This is a genomic window from Sphingosinicella xenopeptidilytica (genome assembly GCF_042676985.1).
Taxonomy (GTDB): Bacteria; Pseudomonadota; Alphaproteobacteria; order Sphingomonadales; family Sphingomonadaceae; genus Sphingosinicella; species Sphingosinicella xenopeptidilytica.
In genome coordinates this window covers 1-22,841 of record NZ_JBHTIK010000012.1, presented here as the reverse complement: position 1 = coordinate 22,841, position 22,841 = coordinate 1, and the positions used below count along the sequence as shown (strand labels likewise).

Annotated in this window: 18 protein-coding genes; 7 read left to right on the top strand and 11 right to left on the bottom strand. The window is 63.1% G+C overall.

Annotated features, from left to right (window positions below; genetic code table 11):
• Window positions 1–19: 19 nt before the first annotated feature.
• From ACFQ00_RS15635 to ACFQ00_RS15625, 3 genes are all read left to right on the top strand, one after another.
• Window positions 20–901, top strand: coding sequence for a LysR family transcriptional regulator (locus ACFQ00_RS15635; protein WP_381492835.1), 882 nt, complete (start codon window positions 20–22; stop codon window positions 899–901).
• Window positions 902–993: 92 nt separating this feature from the next.
• A complete protein-coding gene (locus ACFQ00_RS15630) occupies window positions 994–1,962 on the top strand; it encodes a succinylglutamate desuccinylase/aspartoacylase family protein (RefSeq protein ID WP_381492833.1) in 969 nt (322 codons plus the stop codon).
• Between the two features lie 36 nt (window positions 1,963–1,998).
• Window positions 1,999–3,348 carry a metal-dependent hydrolase family protein gene (locus tag ACFQ00_RS15625; RefSeq protein ID WP_381492831.1) on the top strand — a complete coding sequence of 450 codons (1,350 nt, stop codon included), beginning with the start codon at window positions 1,999–2,001 and terminating at the stop codon, window positions 3,346–3,348.
• Window positions 3,349–3,430: 82 nt separating this feature from the next.
• Here ACFQ00_RS15625 and ACFQ00_RS15620 read toward each other — a convergent pair whose 3' ends face one another.
• From ACFQ00_RS15620 to ACFQ00_RS15610, 3 genes are read right to left on the bottom strand one after another with little or no spacing between them, the layout of a single operon-like run.
• Window positions 3,431–3,976, bottom strand: a complete 546-nt coding sequence (locus ACFQ00_RS15620) for an LLM class flavin-dependent oxidoreductase (RefSeq protein ID WP_381493412.1) — start codon at window positions 3,974–3,976, stop codon at window positions 3,431–3,433.
• A 46-nt stretch (window positions 3,977–4,022) separates the two neighbouring features.
• Window positions 4,023–5,294 (bottom strand): MFS transporter, encoded by a 1,272-nt coding sequence (locus tag ACFQ00_RS15615; RefSeq protein WP_381492828.1) that lies wholly within the window; start codon window positions 5,292–5,294, stop codon window positions 4,023–4,025.
• A gap of 28 nt (window positions 5,295–5,322) precedes the next feature.
• Window positions 5,323–6,507 (bottom strand): amino acid aminotransferase, encoded by a 1,185-nt coding sequence (locus ACFQ00_RS15610; RefSeq protein WP_381492825.1) that lies wholly within the window; start codon window positions 6,505–6,507, stop codon window positions 5,323–5,325.
• Between the two features lie 118 nt (window positions 6,508–6,625).
• Here ACFQ00_RS15610 and ACFQ00_RS15605 point away from each other — a divergent pair, with 118 nt between their 5' ends.
• Both ACFQ00_RS15605 and argE read left to right on the top strand, forming a co-directional pair.
• A complete protein-coding gene (locus ACFQ00_RS15605; RefSeq protein ID WP_381492822.1) occupies window positions 6,626–8,287 on the top strand; it encodes a thiamine pyrophosphate-dependent enzyme in 1,662 nt (553 codons plus the stop codon).
• A gap of 17 nt (window positions 8,288–8,304) precedes the next feature.
• Window positions 8,305–9,468: an acetylornithine deacetylase gene (gene argE, locus ACFQ00_RS15600; RefSeq protein WP_381492819.1), complete on the top strand. Its 1,164-nt coding sequence runs from the start codon at window positions 8,305–8,307 to the stop codon at window positions 9,466–9,468.
• A 6-nt stretch (window positions 9,469–9,474) separates the two neighbouring features.
• On the opposite strand, the gene ACFQ00_RS15595 is transcribed toward argE, so the two are convergent.
• Both ACFQ00_RS15595 and ACFQ00_RS15590 read right to left on the bottom strand, forming a co-directional pair.
• Window positions 9,475–10,236, bottom strand: coding sequence for an IclR family transcriptional regulator (locus tag ACFQ00_RS15595; protein WP_381492816.1), 762 nt, complete (start codon window positions 10,234–10,236; stop codon window positions 9,475–9,477).
• A 93-nt stretch (window positions 10,237–10,329) separates the two neighbouring features.
• A complete protein-coding gene (locus tag ACFQ00_RS15590) occupies window positions 10,330–11,349 on the bottom strand; it encodes a DODA-type extradiol aromatic ring-opening family dioxygenase (RefSeq protein ID WP_381492813.1) in 1,020 nt (339 codons plus the stop codon).
• A gap of 96 nt (window positions 11,350–11,445) precedes the next feature.
• On the opposite strand from ACFQ00_RS15590, the gene ACFQ00_RS15585 reads away from it, so the two are divergent.
• Window positions 11,446–12,420, top strand: a complete 975-nt coding sequence (locus ACFQ00_RS15585) for a fumarylacetoacetate hydrolase family protein (RefSeq protein WP_381492810.1) — start codon at window positions 11,446–11,448, stop codon at window positions 12,418–12,420.
• Here ACFQ00_RS15585 and ACFQ00_RS15580 read toward each other — a convergent pair.
• Genes ACFQ00_RS15580 through ACFQ00_RS15565 form a run of 4 tightly spaced genes read right to left on the bottom strand, consistent with a single transcriptional unit; the run spans window position 12,417 to window position 17,085 of the window.
• The gene (locus tag ACFQ00_RS15580; RefSeq protein WP_381492807.1) at window positions 12,417–13,826 is read right to left on the bottom strand and encodes an aldehyde dehydrogenase family protein; all 1,410 of its coding nucleotides are present in this window, start codon (window positions 13,824–13,826) and stop codon (window positions 12,417–12,419) included. The genes ACFQ00_RS15585 and ACFQ00_RS15580 overlap by 4 nt on opposite strands.
• A complete protein-coding gene (locus tag ACFQ00_RS15575) occupies window positions 13,823–14,809 on the bottom strand; it encodes an amidohydrolase family protein (protein WP_381492805.1) in 987 nt (328 codons plus the stop codon). The genes ACFQ00_RS15580 and ACFQ00_RS15575 overlap by 4 nt, the downstream gene beginning before the upstream one ends.
• A gap of 5 nt (window positions 14,810–14,814) precedes the next feature.
• Window positions 14,815–15,777: a fumarylacetoacetate hydrolase family protein gene (locus ACFQ00_RS15570; protein WP_381492802.1), complete on the bottom strand. Its 963-nt coding sequence runs from the start codon at window positions 15,775–15,777 to the stop codon at window positions 14,815–14,817.
• A gap of 54 nt (window positions 15,778–15,831) precedes the next feature.
• Complete coding sequence (locus ACFQ00_RS15565) at window positions 15,832–17,085, bottom strand: Rieske 2Fe-2S domain-containing protein (protein WP_381492799.1); 1,254 nt, start codon at window positions 17,083–17,085, stop codon at window positions 15,832–15,834.
• A 138-nt stretch (window positions 17,086–17,223) separates the two neighbouring features.
• Between ACFQ00_RS15565 and ACFQ00_RS15560 the strand changes: the two genes are divergently transcribed.
• Window positions 17,224–18,042 (top strand): IclR family transcriptional regulator, encoded by an 819-nt coding sequence (locus ACFQ00_RS15560; protein ID WP_381492796.1) that lies wholly within the window; start codon window positions 17,224–17,226, stop codon window positions 18,040–18,042.
• Window positions 18,043–18,145: 103 nt separating this feature from the next.
• On the opposite strand, the gene ACFQ00_RS15555 is transcribed toward ACFQ00_RS15560, so the two are convergent.
• Window positions 18,146–19,060 (bottom strand): DJ-1/PfpI family protein, encoded by a 915-nt coding sequence (locus tag ACFQ00_RS15555; RefSeq protein ID WP_381492793.1) that lies wholly within the window; start codon window positions 19,058–19,060, stop codon window positions 18,146–18,148.
• 23 nt (window positions 19,061–19,083) lie between these two features.
• Window positions 19,084–21,837 (bottom strand): TonB-dependent receptor plug domain-containing protein, encoded by a 2,754-nt coding sequence (locus tag ACFQ00_RS15550; RefSeq protein ID WP_381492790.1) that lies wholly within the window; start codon window positions 21,835–21,837, stop codon window positions 19,084–19,086.
• Between the last annotated feature and the right edge of the window lie 1,004 nt (window positions 21,838–22,841).

Here is a 22,841-nt window from a genome sequence, read left to right as displayed (position 1 = left end):
AATATCATAGATATTCTGAATGAAGACAACTAATCTCACTGTCGCCCAGCTCAAGGCACTCGTCACCCTCGCCGACACCGGCAGCTTCACGCTCGCTTCGGAGCGCCTGCACGTCACGCAGCCTGCGATCAGCCATGCCATCCGGCAGATCGAGGAGATGCTTCAGCAGCCGCTGTTCGAACGGCAACGCGACCGGACGACCCCGAACGCCGCGGGCCTGCTCGCCGTCAAGGAGGCCCGGCTCGCCCTTATCCACATGGAACGGCTGGAATACGCGGTGAAAGGCCAGGCCGCACTCGAATCGGGAACGCTCCGTCTCGGTTGTTTTGCAAGCGCGGCGCATTGGCTGTTCCCATCGGCGGTCGCGGAGTTCGCCCGGCGCTATCCTTCCGTCGACGTCCATCTGATCGAGGCTGCGGACGACAGCTGCGCGCTGGCGGTAATGGAACGGCGCATCGATCTCGGGATGGTCAATCTGCCGTGCAGCAACCTTTGGACACTTCCCATTTTCGACGACAATCTCTGCATCGTCGCGAGCAGCAATTTCGGCACCGGCGGCGATCTCAAGCAATATGAGAACGCCCCGTTCCTCTATCCGCGCGGCGCACTCGAGCCACTCATCGAGGCGGCTTTCGTCTCCGCCGGTTTCCGTCCCCGAATCGCGATGTCGGTGGTGGCGCACAGTGCATCGCTGACGCTTTCGCTTCTGAAAACCTGCGGCGGATACACGCTTATGCCCTACTCCGCCGTTGCGGATCAGGATCCGGCGCTGGTCGTGGCTCCGGTGACACCCGGCATCGTCCGCAGGGTCGCTTTCGCTGCGCCGTCACAGGAAACGATCTCCCCCGCGGCGCGCGCATTTCTCGATATCCTGACCGAACTCAGGCCGCACATTGAATAAATAATGATAATTATATGTGTTAGTTAGATTAATTTGACGCATATCCCCTTTTCGTTATGCCTTCTCCGCGTCGCGTCGGAAGAGGAGTACGAATGCAAACCCGTTGGGAAAACGAAACCACACCCGGGATCAGGATTGGGGAGATCACGTTCGGGAATCCGGCGCTGAAGGGTCATACATGCCCGATCATCGAACTCAGCGGCGCCGAAGCCGGTCCCCGGCTGTGCGTGATGGCCGGCATCCACATCAATGAAGCCTCAAGCATCGCTGCTGCAATCGCGATCGCGGGCGATTTCGATCCCCGGCATTTTCGCGGCACGCTCTCCATCATCCCGATCGTGAGCACGCACAACATCTTCAAATATACGGCCGTCTCTCCGCCTTCGGGCGATCGCGACCTGCACTGGTCGTATCCGGGCAACCCGCAGGGCACGTTCAACGACTGCCTCGCCGATGCGCTGATCAACGAATGGGCTGCCAATGCCGACGTTCTCGTCGACATGCACGGCGGTGACCTCGACGAGCGCATGGCGCGCTATGTCGTCATCCAGTCGACCGGCGATCCTGAATTCGATGCCCGCGCCGAAGCCGCCGCCGCTTGCTTCGATACGCCCCTTGTCGTAGCGCTCCACGCCTCCGCGATGAACGAGCCGGGCCGCTGTTGCACGGCGCTTGCCGCGCGGAGACGCATCGCGCTTGTTTCCGAAGCCGGGGATTTCGGGATGGCCGACCCGGACTCGATCGCATGGCACCGGAATGGAATTCGGGAACTCGCAGCACTGCTCGGCATGACCGGCGGTAATGTGCGCGAACCACGGGCTCAGCAGTATCTCGACCAGTACGAATGGATCACGAGCCCCGAAAGCGGGATCGTGGAAAAGGCCTTCAAACCCGGCGACTGGATCGAGGAAGGCGCGTGCATCGGCATCGTCACCGACCACTACGGCCGGGAGAAAGCCGCGATACGCGCGCCGCAAGCCGGCTATGTGATGATGCAGAAATCGCTCCAGTTCGCCCCCAGGGGTTTCTGGATCGGCGCGGTGGCAAGGCCGCGCGGCTAACGGTTGACGATGAGGGATGAAAGGGAAGGGGCAAACATGAAAGCGAAGAAGACTTTGAATGCCGTTGCGAAGGCCTGCCTTCTGGCAGGTATTGTGTCGGGCACCGTGTTCGGCAGCATGACGGCGGCAGCGGAAACCATCGCCATCAAGGCTGCCCGGGTCATCACCGATCCCGCGCTGCCGCCGCGAGGGACTTCTATCATTCTCGTTGAAAACGGGCGCATCACAGCGATCGGCGACGACATAGCAGTGCCAAAGGATGCGCGTACAATCGATCTTTCCGGCTATACGGTAATGCCGGGTCTGATCGACACGCATGTGCACCTCACCTTCGACCCCAACATCCGCTGGAACCCGGTCACCGAAACCCGCGAATACGCCGTGGCGATCACGCTGCATCACGCCGAAACGCTGGCGCGTGCCGGCTTCACGACGGTGCGCGATCTCGGCCCCGACCAGTTCTTCAGTCAGGCCGCGCGCGACGCCGTTGCAGCAGGCCTGCACCCCGGCCCACGCATCATCGCGGCTGCGAAGCTTTCCATCATCGGCGGTCACGGCGAGCCCGCACGCATGAATCCGGAGGTGATGGATGCGCTCGACCACGGAACTTCGTGCACGGGCGCCGAAGAATGCGCCGCAAAGGTGCGCCTCGCCTTCAGGAACGGCGCGCAGGCGATCAAGATCATGGCGACCGGCGGATCGATGACACCCGGCAATGCGCTAGGCCAACATTTCACGGACACGGAACTCACATCGATCGTCAAGACCGCGCACGGCCTCGGTATGCGCGTCGCCGCTCATTCGAGCGGCGCAGACGGCGTGAGGGCCGCAATTCTTGCCGGCGTCGACACGATCGAACACGGCACGTTCGGGCAAGATGCGGAGGCGAAACTGCTGCGCCAGCAGGGCGGCGCGCTCTCCCCCACCCTGTCAGCCCTCGATCATGTGCGCCGCACCGTGGGTACGGGCGTCTATTCACCGCTCGTCGACCAGAAGAACGCCGAAGTCGCCCGCGTCGTCGGGCGTATGTTCCAGGCCGCCCGGCGCGCCGGTGTACGCATCGTTTTCGGAACCGATTCCGGCGTCTATCCGCATGGCGAAGGGGCGCATGAAGCCGAACTGATGGCAAGCCTCGGCGGCATGACTCCCACCGAAATTCTCACTTCGGCAACAACGACAGCGGCGGCGGAACTCGACCTGTCCTCGGAAACCGGATCTATCGCGGCCGGCAAAGCCGCCGACATCATCGCCGTCGAAGGTGATCCCTTGAAAGACGTGTCGGCGCTGAAGAACGTCCGCTTCGTGATGACTAGAGGCGCCGTGATCCGAAACGACAAAGCCGATCAGGGCTCGCAGGATGGAGCAGGCGCTCGATCTGGGATTTGATCCACGAGCCTTACCAATGGCTGGGGGAGAGCGGACAACGTCCGCCCTCCTCCTGAAAGGCACACGAAATGAGGAGGCCCTATCAGCTATTGAAGCCCAGCTCTCGAACACACGGCGCAAGGCGATTGAGAGCGTCCAGGCTCGCGTCAGTTGGCCCTGCCGGCAACACACATACGCAGCGGCTGGCGCCCATTTCGACATAGCGTTCGAAGAAGGCTGGTAGTCCGCCCATGATCGTGACCGGAATAGGCACGCGGCCCGCCGCTTCTGCTTTTTCCTGAAGCTCATCCATGCGAGCCTTGAGTTCATCCAGGTCTTGCTGGTGTCCAGGAAACCATCCATCACCGAAGGCCACAACACGATCGAGAACCGTGGGTCCGCTTCCACCAACGATGATGGGCACACCGGGCTTTTGCACGGGTTTTGGCCACGAGAAAATTGGATCGAAATCGACCAGATCTCCGTGGAACTCCGCTTGTTCCTGGGACCATATCTCGCGCATCGCTCCCACTCTTTCCCTGAGAAGCTTCATCCGCGTTTTCGGATTGGTCCCATGGTTCTGCATTTCCTCCAGATTCCACCCGGCGCCGACGCCCCAATGTGCATGGCTAATTTGAGAACTGTGCATCAATGGGTGGATCCACAGATCCCTCCCGTTTCGATGTGGGTAGGCGTCAACAACGAATACGGCCTTCAGTAGCGGCGGTCCGTGCCCGCTGTTGAAGCCAGATCTTGGGTTTCAACACCGATATCGCGACCGCTGAAATAACGGGCAGCAGCGTAAACAGCAGCAGCGCATCGTCGTATGAGCCAGCCTGATCGAACAAACGGGCCATCAACCACGGCCCCGCCGCCGAGCCGATGTTCGCCATGGCAGTGAACAGACCGAGCAGAACGCCGAGGTGACGCACACCAAAGCAATGCCGGCCGAGGACAGGACCGTCTATCATTACACCGGCGTGGGCTAACGCGCGTAGCACGATGAAGAGCGCAAAGACGGCGGGATTTGCCAAAAACAGGCAAAGGAAGGCGACCACCGTCAGCAGGAGATAAAAAAGCGCGAGGCCCCTGTTCGAATAGCGATCGAGCACCGTACCCGCCGCGATCCGGCCCGCCATGCTGAGCAGCCCGATCAGGCTCACACCGACTGCTGCCATTTCGGGTGAGACACCGGCGTCATTGAACATGAGCACCTGGTGTTGAACCAGTGCCTGATCGACGATGGTGACAAGAAAGAAGGCGATTGAAAGCAGCCAGAACGTATGGCCGCGCATCAGGCTGCCGATATACGCGACGGGGCCATTCGCCTTCGGCTCGTCTGATGCATTCCGCTCACGTTCTTCGCCACGGCCGACGGGAACGGAATGCATGCCGCATATAAGCAGTGGGACCGCTATCAGCCAGATCCCCAGCGAAAGCAGCGCCATACCCATGCGCCACCCGACCGAACCGATCAGTGCCGCCGTCACCAGCGGCATGACGACACCGCCGAGCCCGGTTCCAAGGAGCGCGATGCCCGTTGCCGTCCCTTGCGCTTCACGGAATGTCCGCGCCATCATCACGAACACGGTAACCATCGCGCCCGGCCCCGCGATGCCCAGCAGGACACCCGCGATGTAGTATGTGGTGAGATCACCGATGAAGAGAAAGCCGACGAGCGCCAGACCACCGATGGTGATCGAGAACAGGAGCGCGATCCATACGCCGGTCACGTCGAGAAACCGCCCGACCAGAATCGAAGCCACCGCGCCGGTCAGATACTTTGCTGAGGCGAGCAGTGTCGCCTGCTCGCGCGTCCATCCGAATTCGGCGATCACTTCGGGATAGAGGAACGGCAGCGCATAGGCAGGCGCTGAAAAGCCGAAAAAAAGCACGGCGAACGCAATCAATAGAATACGCCAGTTTTCACGCAGTTCGCCACTGAACGCTGCATCGACCCTGAACATACCGTCCCCTCCCGCCCCGGAATCGTTTCTATAGATCGCTCACCGAAGCGATAGCCGTTGCGACGCGTTCGACATTCGCCATGTTGAGCCCCGCGACATTGGCCCGGCTTGTTCCGGTCATGTGCACATGGTGTTCTTCACGTAGCGTGCGCACGGCGTCCGGACTGAGCCCCAGAAGCGCGAACATGCCGCGCTGGTGGCCGAGAAACGCATAATCGCGCGGAGCACCCGCGAGATGCTTCACAAGAGCGGCGCGGACCGTGTTGATGCGCGTGCGCATCTCCGCCAGTTCCCGCCGCCAGTCGGCGGCGAGCGCCTTGTCTTGCAGAACATGCGCGACAACGGCCGCACCGTGATCGGGCGGCATCGACCACAGCGCGCGCGCGAGCGGCATCAGATGCGCGTGGGCACGATCGCTGTCGGCGGCGTTCGTGCCGACGATCGTGAGCGCGCCGACCCGGTCGCGGTAAAGCGCGAAGTTCTTCGAATAGCTGGAGGCGATGACGACCTCCGGCAGCCGCTGCGCGAGCAGGCGGACACTGTGCGCGTCCTCTTCCAGCCCTTCGGCAAAGCCAAGATAGGCGAGATCCACAAACGGCAATGCGCCCGAACGTTCCAGAGTCTCCGCGATCGCCTTCCAACCCTCCGCGTCGGGGTCTGCGCCGGAAGGGTTGTGGCAGCACCCGTGCAGCAGGAGTACGTCCTTTTCGGTAAGGCCACGCAAGGCCTCCATCATCTCATCGAAACGCAGATTACCGGTGGCGACATCGTAATAGGGGTAATGGACAATCTCGCATCCGGCTGCGGCGAGCAGATGGCCGTGGTTGGTCCATGTTGGGGTCGGAACGAAAACGCGTCCGCCCGGCCGTGCAACGCGCAGGAAATCCATGCCGAGGCGAAGCGCGCCGGTGCCTCCCGGTGCCTGTACGGTGCGGCTGCGGGTGAACGCGTCGGTTCCGGCACCGAAGAGCAGCGCGCGGGTTGCGCTGTTGAAGGCATCGTTGCCGGCGGAAGAGAGATAGCGCTTGCTCGTCTGCGTTTCGGCGAGCCAGCGCTCGGCGGCCTTCACCGTGGCGAGCACGGGAACCTCGCCGGCTTCATCCTTGTAGACGCCGATTCCGAGATCGACCTTATCGGGCGAGGTATCGTCCGCGAAGAGTTTCGTGAGCCCGAGGATGGGATCGGCCTTGGGCGCGGCAAGGTCGGAAAACATGACGAACTCCCTCTTCAACTGACACGACGCAGACGGTGCGTCGGATTGGCACTTGCACATTATCTCATTTTTCGCAACATAGTATCGTATTACGTAACATATTGCAGGACGAGCGAGCGTGGGGAACGAAGCAAAAGCGATATCGACGGCAACGGCGAAGCGGATGACGGGCGGCGACATTCTCGTCGCGGGGCTGCAGCGCTGGGGGGTATCCGACATGTTCGGGGTGCCGGGCGTGCAGCTCGACGAGCTATTCGACGCGCTCCACCGGAACGGCGGGGACATCCGGCTCGTTCACACGCGCCACGAACAGGGCGCGGCCTACATGGCGCTCGGCTATGCGACGGTGACGGGGCGCCCCGGCGTCTGCGCCGTTGTGCCCGGCCCCGGCCTCCTCAACGCCGGCGCGGCGCTTTCCACGGCCTATGCGTGCAACGCGCGCGTGCTGTGCCTGACGAGCACCGTGAACAGCGCGCTCATCGATCGCCGCCAGGGCGCGCTGCACGAGATCAACGACCAGGACGGCCTGCTCCGCAGCCTGACGAAATGGAGCGCGCGCGCCGCGCACGCGAGCGAAATCCCCGCGCTTCTCGACGAGGCCTTCCGCCAGCTTCTGACCGGCCGTCCACGCCCGGTTGCGCTGGAAGTTCCGCCCGACATCCTCGCGCAGACCGCGATGATCGCATGGCCGGAAAAGCCCGCGCTCACGACCCCCGACATCGACCCCGACATGATCGCGGAAGCGGCGGCACTGTGCGCGGATGCCGAAAGACCGATGATCGTCGTCGGCAGCGGCGCGCAGGACGCCGGACCGGAGATTCGCCGGCTCGCGGAAATCCTGCAGGCGCCAGTCGTCAGCCGCCACATGGGGCGCGGCGTCGTGCGATCGGACGATGCCTATGCCCTGCCCGCCGCCGCCGCGCTTCCGCACTGGAAGGATGTCGACGTCGTGATCGGCATCGGCACGCGGCTGCAGCAGCTTCGGGAATGGGGATACGATTCAGCGCTCAAGGTCATCCGCATCGACCTTGATCAGGCGGAAATGACCCGCGTGACACCACCGACCGTCGGCATCTGCGCCGATGCCGCGGAGGCCACGGCGCTGCTGGCCGACGCGCTCGCCGCGCGCGGCGTTGAAAAACCGGCCCGCACGGCGGCGTTCGCCGCGATTCGCGCCGCGTTCCGCGAGGAGATCGAACGGGACATCCAGCCGCAGATGTCGTTCCTCGACGTGATCCGCGAGGCGATGGCGGACGACGACGTGTTCGTGGATGAAATGACGCAGGTCGGCTACGCCTCCCGCTACGGCCTGCCGATCCACACGCCGCGCACCTATGTGAATTCCAGCTACCAGGGCACGCTCGGGTACGGCTTCGCCACCGCGCTCGGCGCGCAGGTCGGCGCGGGCGCACGACGCGTGATCTCGGTGAACGGCGACGGCGGCTTCCTGTATACGATGCCGGAACTCGCAACCGCGGTGCTGCACCGCATCCCGCTGATCGCGATCGTCTTCAACGACGGGAATTTCGGCAACGTTCGCCGGATACAGGCGAACAAGTACGGCGGCCGCCTGATCGCCTCCAATCTTCACAATCCGGATTTCGTGGCCCTTGCCGAAACCTTCGGCGCAACGGGTATCCGCGCCGAGGGGCCGCAGGGCCTGCGCGAAGCCCTTGCCCGCGCGAAAACCGTCGACGGGCCGGTGCTGATCGAGGTGCCGAGCGACCTTGGCAAGACCGCCTCGCCGTGGAAGCATGTGCACGGGCGCAAGGTGCGCTGAAAGGAACCCGCCAGATCATGCGCCGCCCCGATCCAGCAACGATCGACATTCTGAAAACGCTTGTCGGCTTTCCCACGGTGAGCCGCGATTCCAACATCGATCTGATCGAATGGGTGCGGGACTATCTGGCGGGGCACGGCATCGACAGCGTGCTGACGCGCGGCGAGGACGCGCGCAAGGCGAACCTCTTCGCCACGATCGGCAGCGGTAACGGCGGCATCGTGCTCTCCGGCCATACGGATGTCGTGCCCGTCGACGGGCAGGCATGGTCCACCGACCCGTTCGCACTCACGGAACGCGACGGGAAGCTTTATGGTCGCGGCACGTGCGACATGAAGGGCTTCATCGCGGTCGCGCTTGCCAAGGTGTCCGTGCTGAAGGCGGCAGCGGGGCGGGAGCCCATCCACCTCGCCTTTTCCTTCGACGAAGAGATCGGCTGCAAGGGCGTCGGCCACATGCTCAGCGATCTGGCCGCGCGCGGCCTTGCTCCGCGCGGCTGCATCGTCGGTGAGCCGACGAGGATGAACACGGTTGTCGGCCACAAGGCCGGTGCCGTCTATTCCTGCACGGTCTCGGGGCTGGAAGTGCACAGCTCTCTCGCGCCGCAGGGCGTGAACGCCGTGGAATATGCCGCGCGGCTGGTGAACCGGATCGCAGAGATCGCCGAGCGCCTGGCGCAGGAAGAACGCCGCCACGATGGCTATGAAGTTCCCTACTCCACGATGCAGACCGGCGTGATCGGCGGAGGCCATGCCGCCAACATCGTGCCCGCCGCCTGCACATTCCGTTTCGACATCCGCACGCTGCCGTGGACCGATGCCGAAACGCTGATCGCGGAAATCCGGGATTATGCCGAAAACGCGCTGCTGCCGCGTATGCGCACAATCGCGCCGAACGCCGCCATCGAGATCGCACGGATCGGTCATGTGCCCGGCTTTGCGATCGACGAGGATGCGCCGTTGACCCGCTATGTGCAGCGGCTCAATCGCAGCAACGCCGCGCCGCGCCATGTGACCTTCGGGTCCGAGGCCGGGCTTTTTCAGGCCAGCGCCATACCGGCGGTGATCTGCGGCCCCGGCTCGATCAGCCAGGCCCACAAGCCCGACGAGTTCGTTCTGCTGGATCAGCTCGCGCTTTGCGAGGATTTCATGGATCGTCTTGCGACAATCCCTTTCGAATAAACGCGGCTATGCGCCCTGCGGCGGCATCAGAGGTGAAACCACGCCTTCGGCATATTCATCCTGAATCGCGCGCGCGGTCGCCTTCACGCTTTCGAGAAGTTCCGGATCAGGATCGGGTATCAGAAGCGCCGATGAGAGGATGATACTGACCGTGGCGGCGATGAGCCCGTCCGGTTCGAAAAGCGGTGCCGCGATGCCGCCGAGTCCGTTACCGCGCACGTTCGCCTCGAAATCGACGGCATAACGCTTCAGGTTTTCCACCACGCGCGGCGGGGTCGGTTTCTTCTTTTCGAAATAATAGATCAGGCGCGCCGCGGGCGATTCCGGCAGGCTCAGGACCGCGCCGGGATGAATCATGATCCCCGGCTCGAACTGGCTGTTGACCGAAAGTACGACCATCGCGCCGCCGCGTGTCGGCGTGGAAAGCAGCGCGGTGTGCCCGGTCGCATTATGGAGATCGGTGATGAAGGGCCGCGAGATTTCCACGATATTGCTGCGGTAGACGGCCGCCCGCCCGAACTTCAGCAGCTTGCGGCCGAACACATAGCCCTCGCCCTCGCGCGCACGATCGACCAGCCCGAGATTGGTGAGCGTCTGCAAATGGCGCGAGACGCGCGCCTTGGTCATATCGAGCTGGCGGGCGAGATCGGTGACACGGACCGCGCCCGAGGCTTCCGAAAGCACGTCCAGAATCTGCACGGTGACCTCGACGCTCTTGACCCGCGCCGAGGCCGCGCCTTCACTGCTTCGCGTTCTTCCTGCCGCCATTCGTCTTCCCATGCCCGCAGGGAGAGCCTGCCTGTTCATTCGGCTCTAACATGTCGCCCCGGCACCGAGAAGCCCGTTCCCGATCCGCCTCGATCACGCCGCCGGCAGCCAGCGCGTGAACGCGCATGACGAGCCCGTGCCCCCTTCCGTGCGGTACAGCTTCTGATAATCGACCACCGTCATCGACAACCCCGCCCGATCCATCGCGGCCGACGCCGCGATCCAGCTCTTGCACTCGGACGTGCCCGCCATGAGTTCATTCTGGGGCAAGGCCCGCAGGGTTTTCGCGTCGCGCGTGCGCATCGCTTCGAGGAACATGCGGTCCCAGGCTTCATCCACGACGAAATGGGTGAGGCCGCCCGTCGTGAGGACCGCCACCCTCGCATCGACGTTCCACGCGGCGATGGCATCGGCGAGCGCGGTGCCAAAATCGTGACAGCGCGCCGCCGTGGGGCTGTTCTCGTAGTACCAGCAATTCACGTCGACGGGGACGTGCGGCACGACATGATCGCGCATCACGTTCTTGTAGAGAAAACCGTAAGCGTGCGGCATTCCGAAGAGCAGCGAGCGATCATCCTGCACCGTGGGTTTTTCATGGCAGAGCGTGACATCGAAGCCACCATCGCGGACGAGATGCGACGCAAGGTGGAGGCCGAGCGCGCGGTGGCCGGGATAAATCGTCCGATCGTTCGGCAGATGGCCGTGATCGGAAATCTCGATACCGATCGGGAGGCGCGCGTTCTGTTCGGATGTTCTGGGCACGTTGACGATGCTGTCCGCCGCGATCACGGCGAAGGCCGGGATCATGTCGGAGAAGATTTCCTTCTGGTCGTTGCCGACGATCACAACGACATCGGGCGCCGCCGCGACGAAGGATGCGTGAAGCGCGTCCATCGCCGCGAAGCTTCGGCGGAGCGATTCCTCGCGCGTCGCCATATCGAGATACCGGCCGAGATTTTCGGCGGCACGCTCACGCTCCAGTTCCGCGTAGGAGAGTTTTCGCCCCCGGAACCACAGCGGCACACCGTCCTGACGATCGCGATCGCCGCGCAGGTCCCAGTCGCGCGCGAGCGTGTGCAGTTGCGGCGTGTGCGCGCATCCGATTCCCAGCACGATTTTCGCCACAATCACTCCTCGCTTGACCTGCCACTTTGTTACGTTATTCGTTACAATATTACGATTTACGATACAACAACGGATGCGTTTACGATGAAACTCGTGACATTCGAAGCCGGCGGTCGGGTCAGCATCGGCGCTCTTGTGGGCGATGTGCTGCTCGACCTCGCTGCCGCCGCGAACCCGGACGAACGCATATTTTTCACCTCGATGCAGACGCTGATCGAAGCGGGCGACGCAGGCCTCGATACAGCGCGCGCGCTAGCGGCACGCTGGCGCGGCGATCATGCCCATACACCGGAAAGCGTGCGCTTCCTGCCGCCGCTCCCCGTTCCCAATTCGATCCGCGATTTCGCCAATTTCGAGCTGCACTGCCTGCAGGCGCTGGAAACCAGCATGAGAACGCGCGCACACGGCGAGGCGGACCCGGAGGCGGCCTATGCGCGCTTCAAGGCGAGCGGCGCCTATGACCTGCCGCCGATCTGGTATCAGCGTCCCTTCTACTTCAAGGGCAATCGCATGACCTGCTCCGGGCACGATGCGACGATCCGCTGGCCGCGCTTCACGACGACGCTGGATTACGAGCTCGAATTCGCGGCGGTGATCGGCAGGACATGCGTGAATGTCGCGCGCGAAGACGCGGGCGACTGCATCTTCGGCTACACGATCTACAACGATTTCAGCGCGCGCGACGAGCAGGTTCGCGACCAGCAATTCCGCATGGGGCCATCGAAGGGCAAGGACTTCGATACCGGCAATGCCATGGGGCCATGGATCGTGACGCGCGACGAACTCCCCGACGTTTCCGATCTCTCGATGGAATCGCGCATCAACGGCGCGGTGCAGGGGCGGGCACAATCATCGGGCATGCGCCACAGCTTCGCGGATTGCATCGCCTTCGTATCGCGCGACGAGACGCTGTATCCGGGCGATATCTTCGGATCGGGCACCGCCGGAAACGGTTGCGGGTTCGAGACAGGGCGCTATCTCGAACCCGGCGATGTCATCGAACTCGAGGTCGAAGGCATCGGCATCCTTCGCAACACGATCGACGCGCGGCCCGATTAACGGGGAACACGTACCGTCTGGAGCTGCATGTATTCATCAAGCCCGTGCAGGCCGAACTCGGTGCCGATGCCGGACTGCTTGGCGCCGCCGAACGGTGCGTCCGGTGATATGACCGAGTGATCGTTCACCCAGACGTTTCCGCAGACGAGACGCCGCGCCAGCGCCGTCGCCGCCGCGATATCCGACGACCATACCGACCCGCCGAGACCGTTTTCCCCTGCATTGGCGCGGGCGAGCGCATCCTCCGCGTCCGTATAGCGGATGATGGGCAGGATCGGGCCGAACTGCTCCTCGTCCACGACGCGTATCCCGTCGGTTACATCGACGAGGATCGAGAGCGGGAAGAAATAGCCGTCGCGGTCGAGCGGCGCGCCGCCCGCGAGGAAGCGTCCGCCGTTCGCAATCGCATCTTCGGCGAGGCTGCAGACGAAATCGAACTGCGCCTTGTTCTGGATGGGGCCGTATTCGCTCGCCGCATCGTCGCCCGGCCCCATCACGGACGCACGCGCGAGGTCTGCGAGACGTTCGGCGAGCGCATCGTGAAGGCTTTCGTGCACGTAAAGCCGCTTCAGCGCGGCGCAGGTCTGGCCGCTGTTGTTGAACGCCTTCAGGAAGATCTTCTGCGCGATGGCATCGACATCCGCGTCGGGAAGCACGATGGCGGCATCGTTGCCGCCGAGTTCGAGCGTGAGGCGTTTGAGGTTCGCCGCGCCGCTCGCCATGATGCTGCGGCCTGTGGGCGTCGAGCCGGTGAAGACGATCTTGTCTATGCCCGGACGTGCGCAGATCGCGCGACCCATGTCACCCTCGCCCGTCACGACGTTCAACACGCCCGGGGGCAGATGCGCGCTTGCGATCTCGACAAGGCGCAGCGTGCTGAGCGGCGTGTAGGACGACGGCTTGATGACAACCGTGTTCCCCGCGAGCAGCGCGGGCATGATGTGCCATACGGCGATCAGCACGGGGTGATTCCATGGCGTGATTGAACCGACGACGCCAAGCGGCAGGCGGTGCACCTGCACCGTGCCGCTCTCATCGTCGCGGATCGTTTCCATCGCAGGCCGCAGCTTCGCGGTCGCGCGTGTCCACATGATCGCGGCGTTCATCTCGCCCATCGCCGCCGTGCGCGCGGGCTTGCCCTGCTCGGAGGAAAGGAGGCGACCGAGCGCCTCCTTCTCTGCCTCCACCGCGTCGGCAATGGCGGCGAGCGCCGCCGCGCGCATATCGACCGGGGTCGCTGACCAGCCGGGAAACGCCCGCCGGGCGGCCGCCACGGCGGTTTCCAGATCGTCGAGGCTCGCGAGCTGACACGCTGTGAAGGCGCGGCCGGTCGCAGGATTGATGACGGGGAATGTCGCGGCCGTTTGCAGCGGCTTTCCATCCACGATCAGCACGGGCGTGCTCATAGCCGGAACAGCCTTTCCGCCGCGCCGCTCCGCACCATGCGCGCGGCATCGCCGCCGAGCGCGTCGACGCGCGCGAGGCAGCCTTCCATGTCGCCGATGTTGTGCGGATAATCCGAACCGTACATCACCCGCTCCGGCCCGCCCGCGACTTCGATGCAGAGATCGAGCGCGCCTTTTTCATAGACCACCGTGTCGTAGTAGATGCGCTTCAGGTAGCTGGACGGCCGTGCGCTGATCTTTTCGGCGCATGCCGGAATGCGTTCGTGACAGCGATCGAGCCGCCCGGCGAGATAGGGCAGCGCGGCGCCGCCGTGCCCCGCGATGATACCGAGCTTCTGGTAGCGATCGAAGAAGCCGTCGAAGATCATGCGCGAGATCGCGAGCGTCGTATCGAACATGAAGCCGACGGGCGGCACCAGACCGTATTCGTCCATGCCCATCGCATCCGCACCCTGCGGCGCCGTGGGGTGGACGAGCACCGGCAGCGCATGGCGATCGATCGCTTCCCACACCAGCGCGAACGCCGGATCGGTGAGGTTCTTCTCATCGATATTCGCGGTTACGAACACGCCCGCTGCGCCCGCCTTCACCGCGCGGTCCAGTTCCGCGACCGCGCGGTCGGCATATTGCCACGGCAGCGTCGCGAACCAGCGGATACGATCCGGGTAGCGGCCCTGCTGATATGCCATCAGATCGTTCATCGCCGCCGCCGTCGCCGCGCTCACCTCCGGCCCGCCCCAATAGGCGCTCGGGCAGGTCAGCGAGACGATGGCGACATCGACGCGCGCCTTGTCCATGTTCTTCACGCGCAGGTCGTAATCGAACATCTCGGGGGTCAGCGTGACGAACGGCGCGCCGCGGAGGAACACCGATTCCTGCCCGGCCTTCGTCGGGCGGACATCGTATTTGGGGGCGCCGTGGCGGCGGAGTTCCTCCACCCATGACGCGCTCAGCATGTGGGTGTGAACGTCGATGACGGGCATGGCGGCTATTTCTCCAGGTTGATGCGGTTGGAGAGGCGGCCGAGACCTTCGACCTCGACGTCGGTCAGCTTGCCGTCGTAGAGGTGAAGATAGGTTCCGATGTTGCCGCGCGGATGCTTCTCCGTGCCCTTCGACGCCGTGCCGGTGTGGATGCAGTCGCCCGGCTCCATCGTGAACCACTTGGTCGCTTCGGAAAGAACGCGCTCGACCGGAAAGAAATAATTCGCCGTGCTGTCGTCCGCGTAGCATTCGCCGTCGATATAACCGCGCACGCGCAGGGCGTTGGGATCGGGAATCTCGTCCTTCGTCGTCAGCCACGGCCCCATCGAAGCGAACGTGTCCGCGCCCTTCGACTTGCTGTGATAGATGAACAGCAGATAGGTGTCCTCGCCCTCGAACTTCGGGCGCCACGCCAGATGATGCGGCTTGATGACCTCGGGCCGCTGCTTGAGCGCGATCGAATCCTGCGAGAACTTGACGCCGCTCGCCGTCACGTCGTTGGTGAGCGTGTAGCCGAAGACATGATCCATGACCTTTTCGGGCGGCACGTTCTTCGCCGTCTTGCCGAACACCACGACAGGCTCCGGCTCGGGGATCGACTGGCCGTGATCCTTCAGGATATCGATGGTCTTGTTGTGCCCGGTGAGCGCCGAGCGTCCCTTCGTGAAGAACATCGGCGCCGTCATCGGGCGCACGGCATACTGGTTCAGATTGTTGTTGTTGACCGCGCAGCCGAGAATCTTGGACGGGCGCGGATTGGGCGCCATCCAGTCCGCATCCGCAAGATCAATGATCGGAAACTTGCCCGCGATCGCCGCCTCGATCGCAGCTGCAGCGGCATCGAGCCCGGCATTTCCCGCCTCGATGAGATCTTCCATCCAGCGGTATTCAAGCGCGACGGCCTTGTCGTCCGCCACGCGCGCGATCACCGTGGGCCTTTCCTGATACCTGATCGTCCCGAGTTTCATGGTCGCTCCTCTCCTCGCCGCAGCGCGGCAGTCCTGTTTTTATTGGTCTTCGATTCAGATCAGGTCGGCACCTTCCGGGATCATGCCCATCGCCTCCTGATATTCGCGCTTCACGGTATCCGGCTGCCCGATCTGGTGCTGATAGTCCGGCCGGTTGAGGCGGTAGGCGAGCGAGTCGCCCAGAGCCCGGCTTTCCTCGAGCGACATGGATGTCGTGAACAATTCCCTATGCTTGATCGGCAATTCGACGCAGCGATTGAATTCGGGATCGCGGATGACTCCCTTTGGGTCGCGCCCTTCCTCGACCGCCTTGATGCTGTCCTCATACGCGCGCCGCATCATCGCGATGCCGCGATCGCTCTGCCCGAGATGCTCCCTGGTGCGGTCGGCGATCGTGCCCTGCCCGACCCAGGCCACGATATCCTGGTTGAGCACGTGGCTGACGATCCATTCGCCGTTCTCGTCCTTCACCGGACCCGTCCAGTAGGGCACGCGCTTCTGGACGTAAGGCTCGCGATCCTTCGGCACGCGGTGGAACATCCACGTGATGCTGAGCGTGTTCTCGTCGTCCACCGGCACGCGCCACTCGATGTGGTCACCGAGGAAGAACGCATGGGGCCACAGCGCCGTCGCGCCGACGGTCCAGTGCTGGTTGTCCTTGTCCGTATCCTCGCGCACGCGGCGGTAGATATGGCCGAATTCGAACTCGTCGAACTTCAGCTCAAGGTGCGTCGGACCATAGGCGCCGTTGCCGAAAAGCCGCGACGACCAGTTGCGGTGCATCCATTCGAAATGCACGGGATCGAGGCTGTTTTCCTGACACTGGAGCCAGTTGCACGGAACGTCGGCGAACACGACCTGCCGGAAACCGTTCTCCCATGTGAACGGCTCCCAGTTCGGCACCAGCGGGGCGGGCTGCGGGCCGAGATACGCCCACAGCATACCCGCCTTCTCTTCCACGGGGTAAGCGGTGATGCGGATCTTGTCGCGGAAGCGTGCGCGGGGATTCGCGACATCCTCGAACGGCTGTTCGAGGCATTGACCGGACGCGGCGAAACACCAGCCGTGATAGCTGCACCGAAGCCCATCGTGCTCGATGATGCCGTGCGCCATGTCGGCGCCGCGATGCGGACAGTTGCGGGCGACGAGGCCATAGGCGCCGCTCGCCGCCTTAAACAGAACGAGATCCTCGCAAAGCAGGCGGACCCGCTTCACCGGCCGATCATCAAGCTCCGCCGTCGCCGCGATCGGATGCCAGTAGCGGCGCAGCAATTCGCCCATCGGCGTACCCGCCCCAACGCGCGTCAAGCGCTCGTTCTGACCGGCTCTCACCCGATGATCTCCCTGTTCTTTTTCATGAGCGAAGAAATGGTCAAATTCTCACGTATATCGCAACAAATTGAATGATAAGTTGCGTTATACGAAACTTCATCGTATGGTGCGCGCATGTCGGAACGTGATCCTCGCCGCCGCGCGCCCTTGTCTGCGCCCGCCAGCATCGAAACCGTCGCAACCGCCGCCGCGATCGTCGACCTGCTCGCCGAACGCGAGGAGCCGCTCGGCGTGCAAGCCATTGCCGATCTGCTCGGCATGACGAAATCGCGGGTTTCGCGGCACATGACCAATCTCGAATCGCTCGGCCTGGTCGCGCGCGGCAGTTCGGGCCGCGGCTTCCGGCTCGGCTGGCGCACGATCCGTTGGGGACAGATCGCTTCCAGCCGCATGGCGCTCGCACAGATTCTGGCCGAGCCGCTTCGCGCGTTCAACGAACGCAGCGGACGGACCGTTCTGCTGTGTGCCGCTGCCGGCGGCGATGCGATCGTCATTCAATGTCTCCCGGCGCCCAGCGCCTTTCGCATCGATGTTCAAACCGGCCTGCTGCTCGCCCTGCCGCATTCGCCCACGGCCCGTGTCTGCTACGCGTTCCAGCCCCGCGAAACGCGCAAGGCGCTCATCGAACATCTGCGCCGCCGCGAGCCCGGCTTCCGGCTGGAGAACGAGGCCGCATTCGAAGACGAGGTCTCGGCGATCCAGCGCCGCTATCATTCATGGGACGCGAACAAGTTCAGCCACGGCTATGCCGCCATCGCCGCACCCGTTTTCGACCGGGACATGGCGCTCATCGCAAGCGTGACCGTCATGCTGCCGAGCCACGAAATCGCCGACGCGGCGCCGCCCGCCGACCTTGTCGCGGCGCTGCTGGCGTGCGCGGAAACCTGTTCACGCCAGCTCGGTTCCTCGATCCGCTTTCCGGCGGTTCGCTAGGCAGTCTTGCACAAAAGCGGGAATCGGCTTTGCGCTAAAGACGAAGCGCCGACAAAGAGAGCAGGCTGCGTAATTCCGAAATCACCCAGCTCGCTCCATTTATTCAAACCTTGAGCCGTTTTCCCGCCGCAGCGGCGAGATCCGCAGCCTTTTGAATCGTCGGGCCACGAGACGTCATGATCCGGTCGTAGATCGCTTTGGGCGCCGTTTCCGGCGTTCCCGCGTCGAACGGCGGCGCGGGCGCATATTCGATCGTGAGCTGGACGCGCTTCGCTTCATCCTCGCCTTTCAGGATCGCCGCGAGCGTCAGGCCGAAATCGATCCCCGCCGTCACGCCACCGCCGGTCACGCGGTTGCGATCGACGACGACGCGTGCGTGAACCGGTGTCGCACCCATCAGCGCGAGCTGATCCCGAATCTGCCAATGCCCGGTTGCCTTGTAGCCTTGCAGAAGTCCGGCCGCGCCCAACACGAGCGCGCCCGTACAATCGCTGGTAATATAGCGCGCCGTCTTGCCGCGATCGGCGAGGAACGCGAGCACTTCGGCATCCTGCATCACCATCATCGACCCGTTGAGGCCCCCCGGCACGAACAGGACATCGAGATCCTTCGGACAATCGGCGAACAGCGTGCTCGGCGTCACCGGAATGCCGACCTCTGTCGAGACCGGATTCAGGTCTTTCCACACGAGGTGAATTTCGGAATGCATGAGGTTGAACACGGTGAGCGGACCGATGAAATCCTGCATCACCATCGCAGGGTGGATGAGCATCGCGATCACCGGGCGGCCCGGGCCGCGCCCGCCGGCCCCGAACACGCCCATCATCGGCCGGCGTCCGCCCTCCGCCATCATCTTCGCATGATCGTGGCCGGGCGCGCCATGGGCGGGGTTGTACGCCGAATGGTCCGCGGCCTGCTGCGCGAAGGCGGGCGCCGAAGCCAGGCCCGCCGCAGTCAACGCCGCACCCCGGAGGAAACGGCGCCTGCCGACGGAGCCAGCCCCTGTATCATCGTCCATCACCGACAATCTCCTCTACTGCACTAGAACTTGAACCGCAGGCCGACACGATAGGCCCGCCCGATGAGATCGTAGAGCACGCCGCCGACCGGGTTGTAACCACCCATCGGCGGCGGATCCTTGTCGAAGACATTGTTGACGACCCCGAACAGCTGCAACGATCGGTCCCCATCCTGCACGATGTCGTACTGCGCCGAAAGATTGAGGTAGGCGACGGGCGAGCGGCGATTGAGATTGATGCTGTCCGAACTCGCGGGATCGTAATCGGGATCGTCCGGGCCGACCAGGGTGGAGTCGAACAGCGTCGATCCGAGGTAGCGGAGCTGCGCCATCGCACCAAATCGGCCGTTCGAATAGTTGATCGACGCATTCCACGTCCATTTCGGGACGAGCTGACGCACGCGATCGATCGGGCCGGTGACGCCAGTGAGCACCAGTCTGTCGACATAGGTACCGAGCGCCCGCAGCGTGATGCTGCCAGGGATCAGGGTATCCTCCGGCAATGCATAGGACAGCTCGACATCGACGCCTTCCGTCTTCAGCGAATTGAAGTTGAGCGATTGCCCGCGCACCTCGGTGATCGTTCCGCCGGTATTCCGGATGATGAGCGCGCACAGATCAAGGTCGCCGTCCTCGCATTGATCGACGATGTTCTGCGCGGTGAGCTGCGTGATCACGTCCTTGATCTTGATGTTGTAGTAATCCACCGATGCACGGAACCCCGGCAACCATTCCGGCTGATAAATCACGCCCCCGGTGAACGTGTCCGCCCTCTCGGGATCGAGATCAAGGTTGCCGCTGACGATCGAATTGACCTGATAGCTCGTGCCCAGGACGGGGTCGACGACGAGGCCACGCCCGACGACCGCGCCTGCGAACAGTTCGTTGAGGTTCGGCGCGCGGATGTCGCGGGATTGCGTCGCACGGAACCTGAGGTCGGAAAACGGCTCGTAGCTGGCACCGATCTTCCATGTCGTGACCGTGCCGCTGGTGGAATAATCTGTAAGCCGGATCGCGCCGTTCAGTTCGAGCGATTTCGCGAACGCCGCATCACGCGCCAGCGGCACGACCGTTTCGAAGTACAGCTCCTTCGTATCGTACTTGCCGCTGATCGCCTGATAGTTTCCATAATCGAAGCGGCGCGCCTGCGAATCCGCGTCGACGGTGCTGTGCACCTTTTCTTCGCGGTACTCGGCACCGAATGCCACGGACACCGGACCGGCCCAGAGATCGAACGCATCACCGGCAACATTGACAGCCGCCACCTGCTGCTTCGTCGTCACATCGTTGATCATGATCTTTCGAACATAATCCACAGCCTGATCCGAAGGGGAGTTCTGGCCGAAAATGTTGAAGGGTACGCAGCCCGCATCCGGGCTGCCCGTCGCTCCGGAACGGCAAACGGTATTTCCAGTGCCATCGAAAACGGCATCGATAGCGGCCCGATAATTCGACATATCGGTGCCTTCGTTGCGCTGCACGTAATTGCTGCGACCCCACTGATAGTAGGCGTCCCACGACCAGCGTTCAGACAGCTTGCCCTTGGCGCCGAGCGCGATGCGATCGACCTCCTGGTCGGTCTTCAGCTTGTAGAAACCGAAATTGTCGTCGTAGGCAATGCGCCCAACCGTGATCGACTGCAGACCGAGCGTTTGCATCTGCGTACGAACGCTTTCTGGAAGGAAGGCATTGTCGACCCGAATGGTGAGGTTCGCATCGTCGCGGTGGCTCGCGGAATAGCCCGAGAACTTCGATTCGGCTCGCGATCCCTCGACGAAGAACTCGACGCCGTCGAACGCTTCGTAGGTGAGGCGCGCGAACGCCGCATAGCGCTCAATCGGGTTCACGAGGTTGGAACCGGCAGCGAAATAGATGCCGTCGTTGCTGTTGTTCGCCCCGCCGCCCAGCATCTGGTTACCGCCAACAAGCGTTCCCGGCGTAAATGTGCGCGTGATCCCGTCGGGCAGGAACTCGATGTTGTCGAGCGGGCCACCTACGATCACGCCGCCCGGCGCCATGCGATCCGAGATGCGCACATCCGGAAGAATGTTTCGCGACGGCGTTCCTGCCGGGCGCGCGGAGAGCGCAAGGTTGCCATAAGCCTCCCTGCCCCAGTCGCGCGAGTTGAATGCATCCGGGACACCCTTGTTGTCCACGTAATCGATGCCCGCGATGATATGGCCGCGTCCGCCGGCAAAACCGGTACCCGCCGCCAGACTCAGCGAATATTCCTTGTAGTCGCTTTCATCGGACTGGCCGTAGGCGATCGACCCTTCGAAACCCTCGAGCTTGTCCTTCAGCAGCAGGTTGACGACACCCGCAACCGCATCCGAACCCCACGCCGCCGACGCGCCACCCGTCACCACTTCCGTCCGCCGGATGAGGCTCGTGGGAATGAGGTTGAGGTCGACCTGACCGATCTGGTTCGACGGCACGAACCGCCGGCCATCGACAAGCACCAGCGTGCGCGCGGTCGGCGCGCCGCCAACCGCGCTGAGACCGCGAAGATCGACGAAACTGCCGCCGCTCGACGTGCCGCCCCGCGCCGCTGCGGCCGGTGTCTGGCTCGGCCGGAATGCCGGAACCTCGTTTATGGCATCGATGACATTGGTGATGCCGCGCGCTTCGATCAACTCTTCGCCGATAACGGTCGTCGGCGTCGGCGCGGTAAATCCCGTGGACGCGATACGCGAGCCGGTAACGATAATTTCCGCATCGGACACTTCAGCAGGCGACGCCGGAGCATCGGCCGCAGCCGCCACGGCCTGATCAGCCACTGCAATTGACGCATGAGCAAGCACGGCAAATGCGCAACCGCCGAAAAGCACACGATTCCTGGTCTTCATAACCCCCTCCGCATAGCTCCCATCCTCGTTGCCCGGCCGCCTCCGCGTCTTACCTGCGCGGAACACTTCACGGACATTGCGGCAGACGTATCACTGCCAAGATATTTCATCAACACATTACGCAACATTGTCTCGTATAGCGCAACAATATGACGGGCATGCTCGAGCTATGTATTGCGCCCATCATCGGCACGTATGGCCGGGAATCCTGCGGGCTCTGCCATCACCAGCCAAAACACTAAAAGATGGATGCGTACATGTCTGATGAAGCTCTCGGCCCCTTGCAGAACTTCGGCTTCTGGTAGATCGCCGACAGAGCTGACGTTCAGAGCGCGAAATGCGCTCGCCGAAACCTGCTGTTGACGGAGATCGAGCTTGCGTTACCGTGAGACCCAATGAAGGGGTCGCTATCGCTCACCGCTCTACTGGCCTGCGCTGGATGCTCAGATGCCTGCCACAATGATATAGCTTCACACAGCCTATCGCCTGACGGCCGCCACACCGCGACCCTGTTTCAACGTGATTGCGGAGCGACAACAGGGTTCTCGACACAAATCTCGATCTTGAACCCAGAAGGTAAGATTTCTGAAGGCGGTAACGCATTTCGCTCCGACAACAATCAGGGTACGACACGCGTAGGCGACTGGGGCGGTCCATGGGCAGAAATGCAGTGGCTTTCGTCAGATCACTTGCTCATCCGATATGCTGCAAAATCTCGACTGTTCATGCAGAACGAAGCAGTTTCCGGCGTGAGGATCACTTATCAGTCCATCGACGGATAGCGCCGACAGAGCTGACGTTAGAGGGATTGCACGGGCTTTTTGAAAGCCACCCTTTGTCATCTTGTCCGCTGGCCGCATCAAAGTGACCTGCCCCATTAGGCGGGTCCACCGGATAAGAGAGAGTTCCGGCGGTCGTGGTCGCCCTGGTGGGCT